6 protein-coding genes and 1 pseudogene are annotated in these 8,474 nt (G+C 71.0%); 2 read left to right on the top strand and 5 right to left on the bottom strand.

Features of this window, described 5'->3' with window-relative positions; genetic code table 11:
- Nucleotides 1–116: 116 nt before the first annotated feature.
- Nucleotides 117–1,055: pseudogene (locus KBX53_RS13680) on the bottom strand (MurR/RpiR family transcriptional regulator); the annotation flags it as partial.
- A 206-nt stretch (nt 1,056–1,261) separates the two neighbouring features.
- Between KBX53_RS13680 and KBX53_RS13675 the strand changes: the two are divergent.
- Complete coding sequence (locus tag KBX53_RS13675; protein WP_210859593.1) at nt 1,262–2,248, top strand: N-acetylglucosamine kinase; 987 nt, start codon at nt 1,262–1,264, stop codon at nt 2,246–2,248.
- A gap of 282 nt (nt 2,249–2,530) precedes the next feature.
- On the opposite strand, the gene KBX53_RS13670 is transcribed toward KBX53_RS13675, so the two are convergent.
- The 3 genes from KBX53_RS13670 to ngcE all read right to left on the bottom strand — a co-directional run bounded on the left by KBX53_RS13670 (nt 2,531) and on the right by ngcE (nt 5,815).
- Nucleotides 2,531–3,430, bottom strand: coding sequence for a carbohydrate ABC transporter permease (locus tag KBX53_RS13670; protein ID WP_030337773.1), 900 nt, complete (start codon nt 3,428–3,430; stop codon nt 2,531–2,533).
- Entirely contained in the window at nt 3,427–4,335 is a 909-nt protein-coding gene (locus tag KBX53_RS13665; protein ID WP_030337772.1) for a carbohydrate ABC transporter permease, read from the bottom strand. The genes KBX53_RS13670 and KBX53_RS13665 overlap by 4 nt, the downstream gene beginning before the upstream one ends.
- A 64-nt stretch (nt 4,336–4,399) precedes the next feature.
- Nucleotides 4,400–5,815 (bottom strand): N-acetylglucosamine/diacetylchitobiose ABC transporter substrate-binding protein, encoded by a 1,416-nt coding sequence (ngcE, locus tag KBX53_RS13660; RefSeq protein WP_210859592.1) that lies wholly within the window; start codon nt 5,813–5,815, stop codon nt 4,400–4,402.
- Nucleotides 5,816–6,005: 190 nt separating this feature from the next.
- On the opposite strand from ngcE, the gene KBX53_RS13655 reads away from it, so the two are divergent.
- Nucleotides 6,006–7,463 (top strand): acyltransferase, encoded by a 1,458-nt coding sequence (locus tag KBX53_RS13655; protein WP_210859591.1) that lies wholly within the window; start codon nt 6,006–6,008, stop codon nt 7,461–7,463.
- Here KBX53_RS13655 and mmsA read toward each other — a convergent pair.
- A partial coding sequence (mmsA, locus tag KBX53_RS13650; protein WP_210859589.1) for a CoA-acylating methylmalonate-semialdehyde dehydrogenase occupies nt 7,435–8,474 on the bottom strand: 1,040 nt, incomplete at its 5' end. The genes KBX53_RS13655 and mmsA overlap by 29 nt on opposite strands.

The following is an 8,474-nucleotide window of genomic DNA, read 5'->3' as shown; positions in this document are numbered from 1 at the left end:
GTCGAGCACCGGGCGGACGGCGTCCGCGTACCCCTGGGCGCTGATCATGAGTCGGCTCCCTCGGATGTTGTCGGGAAACCTCGTGTCGGCTGCGGCGGGTGGCTTCCCGGCGGCCGCTTCGCCGACTTGTGTCCGTCGACGGCCTGTGCGGTCCGCCGGAAGGCCGCGTGCGCGCGGTCGTGCGTGCGTTGGGCGACGGCGATGTAGAGCAGGTCGAGCACCACCAGCTGGGGGTGCCGGGCGGAGAGCGCGTCCGGCCGGAAGGTGGTCGCCTGGCTGGCCGTGAGCAGCACGATGTCGGCCAGCTCGGCCAGTGGCGAGCGGGGGAAGCCGGTGAGCGCGAGCGTGGTGGCGCCCCGGCTGCCCGCCTCGGCGAGCATCTCGATGGTCTCCCGGGTCTGCCCGGTGTGCGAGATGCCGAGCGCCACATCCCCCGGTCGCAGCAGGGCGGCGCTGGCCAGCCCCTCGTGCACGTCGTTCCACGCCCACGCCGCCACCCCGATGCGGTGCAGACTGAACTGCATCTCCTCGCCGACCAGGGCGCTGCCGCTGGCGCCGAAGATGTTGACCCGGCTGGCGCCGGCGATCGCCACGGCGGCCCGCTCCACCTCGCCGAGGTCGAGCAGGGTGGCGGTGTCGTGCATGGCTCGGGTGTCGGCGGCCATGATCTGGTCGAGCACCCGGGCGAGCGGGTCGCTCGGCTGGATCTCCCGTCCGATGTCGACCGTCCAACCGGCCGAGCGCGCCCGCCCGGTCTCGGAGGCGATGCCCAGTCGCAGGTCGGCGTACCCCTCGAAGCCCATCGCCCGGCAGAACCGGGTGATGGTCGCCGGTGAGGTGCCGCTGCGCTCGGCCAGCTCGACGATTGTCGATCGGGCGGCGGCCTCCGGGTCGCTGAGCACGTGCTCGGCGACCCGGTGCAGGGCGCCGGTCAACTCCCCGAGCCCGTTGCGCACCCTTGCCAGCACCCCGTCGGAGGGCGAGGTTCTGCGGTCGATCACGTCGGCGTCGACCACCGCGGTCCCAGCGGCGGTGTCCACCTCGTGATCAACCATGAGTCGCCTCAACTTTCCGAAAAGACTGTTAACCGTTAGTGGTAAAAGTTCTTACTAGACGCCCCTCTATGTCAAGACCGTGGGCGAAGTTTTCAAACTGTTACCCGGCGCACAGCCCCGCACGGCCCCCACCACTTGCCCCGCACCACGCCGCCGACCAGCATGAACAAGCCAGATCGCCGTTCCACGCAAGGAGACCCGTGCCGATGTCCGACACCGTCGTGGTGGGGCTCGACGTCGGCGGTACGTCCACCCGGGCGACCGTCCTCACCCTCACCGGGCGCCGCGTCGGCACCGGCCGCGCCGGCGGCGGCAACCCCACCAGTCACGGCGCCGAACGCGCCGCCGCCGAGCTGCTGACCGCACTGCGCGAGGCGCTCGCCGACGTCGACCCGGCGCGGGCCGCCGCCGGCACCATCGGTCTCGCCGGAGCGGGCCGGCTGCTCGCCGACCCGGCCGGAAGGGCCGCCTTCGATCAGGCCTGGCGCGACGCCGGCCTGCGCTGCCCGTACGAGGTGCACGGCGACGCCCTGGTCGCCTACGCCTCCGGCACCGCCGCCCCGGACGGCACCATCCTCATCGCCGGCACGGGGGCAATCACCGCGCAGGTCCACGACCTGCGGCTCGACCGGATCGCCGACGGCCACGGCTGGCTCCTCGGCGACGCCGGCTCCGGCTTCTGGCTCGGCCGGGAAGCGGTACGCCGGCTACTCGCCGATCTCGACGCGGGGCGTGCCCCAGGCGCGCTGGCCACGACCGTCCTCACCGAACTGCTGGGCAGCGCCGACGTCGCCGCCCGCCCCCGGGACACCGTCGACGCCACCATCCAGACGGTGACCCGTCGACCCCCTGTCGAACTCGCCCGGCTCGCACCGCTGGTCGTCGACGCCGCCGCCCACGGCGACCCGGTCGCCACCGCGCTGATCACCGAAGCCGCCGCGCACCTGACCGAGAGCGTGAGTCGCATCCGCACCGCCGGGGCGGTGACACCCGTCGTGCTCGGCGGTGGCCTGCTCACCGCGGACACCCCGCTCGCCACCGCCGTCCGGGCCGAGATCGCCCGACGCTGGCCGGACGCGCCGGTGCGTACCGCCGGAGACGGGGCCGCCGCCGCGGCCTGGCTCGCCGCCCGCGGCCTACCCGAGGTCACCGACCCCGCAGCCCTGCACGCCCGCCTCTTCCCCGCCCCCTGACCCACCACACCCCACCACCCGGCCGCCAGCACCTGGCCGCCCCGCGCCCCCACCGCCCCCGCGCTCGCGTCGCATCGGGCCCGGGCGCGCCGGTCATGATCGTGCTCGAACCAGGAAGTAGTGGCCTCGTGCCACGAGGAGGGGACTACATCCAGGATCGAGCACGATCATGACCGGGCGAGGGGGTCGGGCGGACCGGGCGGAGGGTCGCGGCCGGGTCGGGCGGGAGGTCGTGTTCGGGCCGCACACCGGGTGGTCGTTATCGGTCAGGGTGGCGGGCCGCTACTTGAGTTGGCCGGCGGTCAGGCCAGCCTGCACCTGACGCTGGAACGCCACGTACACGGCGAGCACCGGGAGCACCGCGATGCTCAGTCCGGCGAAGAGCCGGGCGTAGTCACCGGCGTAGCCCTGACTGACCGAGAGCGCGAACAGCCCCTGGGCCAGCATCCACTTGGACTCGTCGCCCTGCAACAGCACCTGCGGCAGCAGGAACTGGTTCCAGTGGCTGAGGAAGTTGAAGATCGCCACGCTGATCAGTCCCGGACGTGCCATCGGCAGCATCACCCGGAAGAAGAGCCGGAAGTGGCCGCAGCCGTCGACCAGCGCGGCCTCCGCCACCGACGTCGGCAGGGTACGGAAGAACGCGGTCAGGAAGAACACCGTGAACGGCAGCGAGTACGCCGCGTAGACGAGGATCAACCCGAGCCAGGTGTTGAAGAGGCCGGCGTTGCGGACCACGAAGAAGAGCGGCACCAGGGCGAGGAACACCGGGAACATGAGGCCGCCGACGAAGAGGTAGTAGACGACCTGGCGACCCCGGAACTCGTAGCGGGCGAAGACGTACGCGGCGGTCGCCCCCATCAGCATGGTGAGGCTGACCGAACCGGCGACCACCACCATGCTGTTCAGGAAGTACCGGCCGATGTGCGCGCCGGTCCAGGCCCGCGCCCAGTTGTCCAGGTGCAATGCGCCGGGGAGACTCCACGGGTCGGCGAGGATCTCACCGTTGGTCTTGAACGAGCTGATGAACATCCACAGCAGTGGCAGGACGGTGAGCAGACCCCAGACCAGCAGGAAGCCGTGCGAGAGGGTGTTGGCCACGCCGAGTTCCCGGCGCACCGGGCGGTCCCGGCGGACGACCGGGGTCGGGGCGGTCGTGGTGGGCTGATCCAGAGTGGTCACGAGTACTCGATCCGTTCGCGCCGGCCGATGCGCAGCGACAGCACCGCCACCGAGAGGGTCAGGAAGAACATCACCACGCCGATCGCCGAGGCGTAGCCGAACTTGGTCTCGCTGCCGAAGGCGGTGTCGTACATCCGTACGCCGATCACGTCGGTGGAGAAGTTCGGGCCGCCGTTGGTCATGAGCTGCACCAGGATGAACCCGTCCAGGGCGAAGATGGCCAGGTAGACCCAGGCGACCTGGACGGTGTCCCAGAGCAGCGGCAGGGTGACCCGACGCAGGGTGGTGAACCGGGACGCGCCGTCGAGCAGCACCGCCTCGTAGATCTCCTTCGGCACTGCCGACATCGCCGCGCCGAACAGCACCACGTAGAAGCCGACGTTGCTCCACACCATCACCGCCAGGACGCACCAGAAGGCGGTCGCCGGGTCGCCGAGCCAGGTCGGCGAGGGCAGGCCGAGACCGTGCAGTGCGCTGGTCAGCAGCCCCTTGTTGGGGTGGTACACCTCCTTCCAGAGCAGCGCGATGATCACCACGGAGAGCACCTGCGGAAAGAAGTAGACGGTGCGGTAGAGCGCGCCACCGCGTACGCCGGTCACGCCGGCGCTGCCCTTGCGCCCGCCCATGGCGAGCATGGTCGCGAAGAAGAGCCCCAGCACGATGGTCAGCACCGGCACGAGAGCCAACAGGATCACGTTGTTCTTCAGCGCGTTCCACACGTAGTCGTCGTGCCAGAGGGCCTTGAAGTTGGCCAGGCCGACCGGGTTCGCGTCGGCCGAGTAGCCGAGCCAGTCGGTGGTGGAGATCTGGAATGCCTGCAGGTACGGCGAGACGACGAAGAAGACGTACAACAGCACCGGCGGCACCAGGAACGTGACGATCAGCGGCCACTTGCCATGTTTCACGAGGTGGACCTCTCCGAGGGGGTACGGCCGGTGGGGAAGGGCGTCTCCCCCACCGGCCGGGCGGTCAGGCCGCTCGCTTGTACTTCTTGATCGAGCTGTCCTGGGCGATCGAGTCGGCGCCCTTCTGGCACTGCTCGAGGAACTCCGCGGGGCCGATCCGGCCACTGAAGAACTCGCCGCACGCGGCGTCGACGAGGTTGCGCTCCAACTTGCGGTAGAAGTTGTTGTAGACCCAGTTGAAGCCGTTGGCGCCGGACGCGTCGAGGGTCTTGACCACGGTGCTCAGCCCGTACGGCAGCTCGACACCCTCGGTGGCGCCGGCGACCACGGTGAGGCTGGCGACCTTCTTCGTGAAGTCCTGGGCGCCCTTCTTGGAGAGCATGGTCCGGAAGTACTCCAGGCCGCCAGCGACGTTGCGGGCCTTGGCGGGCACCATGAACGGTTCCCCGGCGGTGCCCCGGATCGCCTCGAACGGCAGTTTGTCGCCGCTGCCGAGGCTCGGCGTCGGCGCGATGGTCATGTTGAACCCGGCCGGGGTGACGTCCTTCTGTTCGCTCTCCAGCCAGGAGCCGCAGGAGATGAAGGCGGCCTTGCCCTGGCACCAGGCGGTCTGCGACTGCTTGTGGTCCAGGCCGGACGAACCGTCCAGGATGTACTTGTCCTTCACGATCTGGTGCCAGGCGTCGGCGGCGGTCCGCATCGAGTCGGACTTCCAGGCGTTCGGCTCCAGGTTGTCGATGGCGGTCGCCACCGACGGGCCACCGAGCTTGATGGCGGTGGAGATCAGCGGCCAGCTCATGTAGCGCGGGTGCAGGCCGGCGTACGTCCAGGGGGCGATGCCGGCGGCCTTGATCTGCTTGCAGAGCGCGATGTGGTCGTCCCAGGTCTTCGCGTACGACCAGCCGCGGTCGGCGAAGAGCTTGGCGGAGTGCCAGATGCCGTAGGCGGTGTAGGTGTAGTTGAGCACCAGGAACTTGCCGTCGTAGGAGCCGACCTCGACGGCGCCGGGCAGCAGGGTTTCCTTGACCGTCTTGCCGGGGATGTCGAGGCTCGGGGCGGCCAGCAGCTCGTCGAGGCCGGCGAGGGCGTTCTGGCTGACCAGCCCGTTGAAGTCGATCTGGCCGGAGCCGGAGTTGTTGACCACGTCGGGCGGGGTGCCGTCGACGAAGCGTGGCTGGAGAGTCTTGCTGATCTCCTGGGTGGAGGAGTGCTTGATCTTCGCCTTCGGGTACTTCTCGGTGTACATGGCCTCGTGGGCCTTGGCGTACTCCTCACCGAACCCGCCGCCGAAGATCACCACCTCGAGTGGGGCGTCCTCCTTCACGCCGAGCGGGTTCTGGGCGCTCTTGGTGCCCTGGTAGGTCTCGGCATCGTTCTTGTCACCGCCACCGCTGGTGGCGCAGCCGGACAGCAGGCCGGCGGCGGGGGTGGCCAGGAGGCCGGCGGCGGCGCTGCGCCGCAGGATGTCACGCCTGTTCATGGGTTCTCCTCGGGTCGGGTCGGGCGGCCGCCGGTGTGGGGGGAGGCGTCCGCCGCGCGAGGCGCGGTGATTCTCTTCAGTTCATGCTCTGTTGCTGAAGAATTTCTACGACAGCCGGGCCCGGACTTCAAGTCCTGACTGTCGAACCGTTATCACCACCAGCCGTCGCCGGGTCGCCTAGCCTGAGGCGATGCGCCGTCTGCGCCAGCTGGCCGAGCACACCCCGGCTGGGCGGGAACGGTACGTCGACCTGCTCCGCGCGCTCGCCATCACCATGGTCGTTGTCGGACACTGGAGCGTCACGGTGATCGGGCGCGACGCCGCCGGGCAGGCCACCGGTCACTCCGCACTCGGCGACCTGCGCTGGGCGTACCCGCTGACCTGGCTGGCCCAGGTCATGCCGGTCTTCTTCCTGGTCGGGGGGTACGCCAACGCGGCCTCACTGACCCGGCTGCGGGCCCGCGGCGGCGACGCACCCGGCTGGCTGATCGACCGCAGTGCCCGCCTGGTCCGCCCCACCAGCACACTGCTGCTGGTGCTCACCGCCGCGGCGGCGGCCGCCTGGCTGCGTGGTGCCGAGCCGACCCGGATCCGCGAGGTCGTCTGGTTCGCCACCATTCCGCTCTGGTTCCTGGTCGCCTACCTGGCGGCGGTCGTGCTCACCCCGGCGATGTACGCGCTGCACCGCCGTCTCGGCCTGGCCGTGCCGCTGGTCCTGGTGGTTCTGGTCGGCCTCGGCGACCTCGGCCGGCTGATCGGGCCGGAGGAGCTGAGTTACGGCAACTACCTGTTCGGATGGCTCGCCGTCCACCAGCTCGGCTTCGCCTGGCACGACACCCGCACCGTGCCACCCGCCGGTCGGGCCGCGCCGCCGCAGCCGTCGACCGGCCCGGCCGGCCAGACCGCGCCACCACCCGCCGAGGCCGACGCCGCCGGGCCGTCGACACCCGACCGTCCCGGGGTACGCCGACGACGGCTGCCCACCTCCCGCCGGGCCGGCCTGGTGTTCCTGACCGCTGGGATTGGTGCGGCGCTGCTGCTCACCGTGCTCGGCCCGTGGCCGGTGGTCATGCTCAAGGTGCCCGACGAACGGTTCGACAACAGCGCGCCGCCCAGCCTCGCGTTGCTGGCCGTCGCCGCCGGCCAGCTCGGGGTGATCCTGCTGCTGCGCGGCCCGGCGGAGCGGCTGCTACGGCGCACCGGGCCGTGGCAGCTGGTGATCGGGGTCAACCTGGTGGTGCTGACCGTCTTCCTCTGGCACCTCACTGCCGCGATCCTGCTGATCGGGATGCTCGACGCGGTCGGGACGCTGCCCGCCCCGGCGGTCGACACTGCCGCCTGGTGGGCCTGGCGGGTGCCCTGGCTGCTGCTGCTCAGCGCCGTCCTGGTGGCGCTCGTCGCCATCTTCGGCCCGGTGGAGGCGCGCAGCGCCCGGCACCGCACCGGACGCCGGACCCGGGGCAGCCCCGCCCGGGCGGCGTTGGCGGTGGCCGGCTACGCCGCCGTGGTGGCCGCGTTGCTGATCAACAGCGCCACACCGCAGCGGGCCCCGGAGCCGCTCGGCACGCCCGTCCCGGCGCTGGTGGCGTACCTGGCCGGGGCGGGCGTGCTGCGACTGCTCAGGTCTGGGTGGGGAACCCGAGGTTGACCCCGCCGTGCCGGGGATCCAACCAGCGACTGGTGACGACCTTGCCCCGGGTGAAGAACCGCACCCCGTCCTCACCGTGCGCGTGCAGGTCACCGAAGAGCGACGACTTCCAGCCGCCGAACGAGTGGTACGCCACCGGCACCGGAATCGGCACGTTGATCCCGACCATGCCCACCTCCACCTCGTGCTGGTAGCGGCGGGCCGCGCCGCCGTCGTTGGTGAAGATCGCCGTGCCGTTGCCGTACGGGCTGGCGTTGACCAGTTCCACCGCCTCGTCGTACGAGCCGACCCGGACCACACTCAGCACCGGTCCGAAGACCTCGTCGGTGTAGATCGACATGTCCGGGGTCACCCTGTCGAACAGCGTCGGGCCGAGCCAGAAACCGTCCGGGTCGCCGTCCGGCGTCACGTCCCGCCCGTCCACCACCGGCACCGCGCCGGCGGCCACACCCGCGTCCACGTAGGAGCGCACCTTCGCCGCGTGGGCGGCGGTCACCAGCGGGCCCATGTCGCAGCCCCGTCGACCGTCGCCGGTGCGCAGACCGGTCATCCGCTCGGCGATCCGCTCGACCAACTCGTCCGCCACCGGCTCCACCGCCACCAGCACCGAGATGGCCATGCACCGCTCCCCCGCCGAACCGAACCCGGCGTTGACCGCCGCGTCGGCGGCCAGATCCAGGTCGGCGTCCGGGAGCACCACCATGTGGTTCTTCGCCCCACCGAGCGCCTGCACCCGCTTACCGGCGGCCGTCCCGCGCTGGTAGACGTACCGGGCGATCGGGGTGGAGCCGACGAACGACACCGACCGCACCTCCGGGTGGTCCAGCAACGCGTCGACCGCCTCCTTGTCACCGTTCACCACGTTCAGCACCCCGTCGGGCAGGCCCGCCTCGGCGAACCACTCCGCCAGCAGCAGCGCCGCGCTCGGGTCCTTCTCGCTCGGCTTGAGCACCACCGCGTTGCCGCAGGCCACCGCCACCGGCACGAACCACAGCGGCTCCATCACCGGGA

This window comes from Micromonospora sp. M51 (genome assembly GCF_018070305.1).
GTDB lineage: Bacteria > Actinomycetota > Actinomycetes > Mycobacteriales > Micromonosporaceae > Micromonospora > Micromonospora parva.
The sequence above is the reverse complement of the archived record's forward strand: the minus strand, read 5'-3'. Positions and strand labels throughout refer to the sequence as shown.

Excerpts from the sequence above, each read along its gene's own strand:
- KBX53_RS13675 (WP_210859593.1), top strand. The coding sequence starts at position 1,262 with ATGTCCGACACCGTCGTGGTGGGGCTCGACGTCGGCGGTACGTCCACC.
- ngcE (WP_210859592.1), bottom strand. The coding sequence starts at position 5,815 with ATGAACAGGCGTGACATCCTGCGGCGCAGCGCCGCCGCCGGCCTCCTG.
- KBX53_RS13655 (WP_210859591.1), top strand. The coding sequence starts at position 6,006 with ATGCGCCGTCTGCGCCAGCTGGCCGAGCACACCCCGGCTGGGCGGGAA.